At 67.5% G+C, this 1,811-nt stretch carries 2 protein-coding genes and 1 rRNA gene; 2 read left to right on the forward strand and 1 reads right to left on the reverse strand.

Going from position 1 to position 1,811, the window contains the following annotated elements; genetic code table 11:
- Positions 1-88 (forward strand): 5S ribosomal RNA (gene rrf, locus AB0I59_RS17505); the annotation flags it as partial.
- A gap of 131 nt (positions 89-219) precedes the next feature.
- Positions 220-342, forward strand: coding sequence for a hypothetical protein (locus AB0I59_RS17510; protein ID WP_358133864.1), 123 nt, complete (start codon positions 220-222; stop codon positions 340-342).
- 939 nt (positions 343-1,281) lie between these two features.
- Here the strand turns inward: AB0I59_RS17510 and AB0I59_RS17515 are convergent.
- Positions 1,282-1,811: hypothetical protein (locus AB0I59_RS17515; RefSeq protein ID WP_358133867.1), on the reverse strand; the 530-nt coding region annotated here is incomplete at its 5' end.

Raw genomic sequence — 1,811 nt, forward strand, 5'->3', positions numbered from 1 at the left:
CGGTTACATTCCGAACCCGGAAGTTAAGCCTTCCAGCGCCGATGGTACTGCACTGGGGACGGTGTGGGAGAGTAGGACGCCGCCGGACAATTTTTTGTGGGAGAGGGTCACCCTTTTGTTGGGGTGGCCCTTTCTCTTTTTTGTGCCTTGGTGGGTAAGCGCTTTCCGGCTGGTTTCGTTGGTGGTTCGGGTTCTGGCTGGTCTGGGTTTTGTTGGTCGGTGTGGGTGTTCCTGTCGCTGGTGGCGGCGCTTCCGGTGGAGGCGCTTCTGGTGGTGGTGTGGTGGTGGGGCCGGCTGGTGGTCGGTGTTGTGCGCGGTGGTTGTTGTTGTGTTCTGCGCTGATGCCGGTGTGCTGGTTTTCGGCTGTCGGGCAGGGGCTTTCGGTATTTGTTTGGCGGTGTGTTGCTGGGGCGAGCCGCGGGCCGGGTCAGCCGCGGTACGGCCGCGGCCCAGCGCGTCGGGTTGCGGGGTGAGCGCGGTGGTGTGTGGGGTGAGCCACTCGATGTGGGGGGTTGTTTTTGGTAGACGCTGCCTGTCTGGTGTCCGTAGGCGCGGAGGCGGGGGCTTGCTCCGGCCGGCCGTGATAGTTGCGATCAGGTGCATACCGCTGTCGCGGTGGTTGCTGGCACGGTCTTACGCCGGCCTCCACAAACCCCCGCCTCCGCGCCCCCCTTTCCCGCCGTAGTCTCCTACCCAGATGCTGCGCAGTGCTTCGGGATCGTGACTTCGGCTCGTGTGGTAGCGCTGACTTGCTAGGCTTGCAGAGTCGGGCCACCTTCAATTGGTGGCCTTCTTCGCGTCAGGCAAGGAGCGAAGGCCACGGCGAGCGACGAGAGCCGGCAGCCAAGACTTTCGGCCGGAAGCGGACGTTCAGCATCGTCCGGCTCATACGTTCATCTCCCGCGGGCGGAGGAGCCAAGGGATCACGTGAGATCCCGGCACTAAGCCCCCTACGCGGTGAGTGAGTAATAGAGGACAGAAGTGAACAGAGAAGACGGGCGTGACGGCGTGGGCCGTGGCGAAGAGAACCGCGCAGAAGGCAATGACCGGCCGCGCCGTACGAGCGGGGGCCGAGACGAGGGCCGGAGCGGCTACGGGGAGCGGCGTGAGGGCCGTTCTGGAGACCGGGGCGACTTCCGCGGACGCGACCGGGGTGATCGTCCTCAGCGTTCGTACGGGGATCGCGACGCGTCCCGTGCCGACCGCCCGCGGCGCACGTTCGGCGACCGTGACGGTGACCGTCCCCAGCGGTCCTTTGGGGACCGCGATGCGTCCCGCGGTTCAGGCTTCCGTGATCGTGATGACCGTGGTGGTCAGCGTTCGTACGGTGATCGGCCGCAGCGGTCCTATGGTGATCGGGATGCCGCTCGTGGTGGTGACCGTCCGCAGCGTTCCTACGGTGACCGTCCCCAGCGGTCGTACGGTGATCGGGATGCCGCTCGTGGTGGTGACCGTCCGCAGCGGTCCTATGGGGACCGTGACGCGTCCCGGGGTTCGGGGTTCCGTGACCGTGATGACCGTGGCGGGCGCCCGGCCCGTGAGGGCGGTGGCTTCGGCGGCCGGTACGGTTCCCGCGACGATCGCGGTGGTCAGCGGTCCCATGGCGATCGGGATGCCGCCCGTGGCGGTGACCGGCCGCAGCGTTCCTACGGCGATCGGGACGCCGCCCGTGGCGGTGACCGGCCGCAGCGTTCCTACGGTGACCGTCCGCAGCGGTCCTACGGCGATCGGGACGCCGCCCGTGGCGGTGACCGGCCGCAGCGTTCCTACGGTGACCGTCCGCAGCGGTCCTACGGCGATCGGGACGCCGC

The organism is Microtetraspora glauca (assembly GCF_040656155.1).
Taxonomy (GTDB): domain Bacteria; phylum Actinomycetota; class Actinomycetes; order Streptosporangiales; family Streptosporangiaceae; genus Microtetraspora; species Microtetraspora glauca.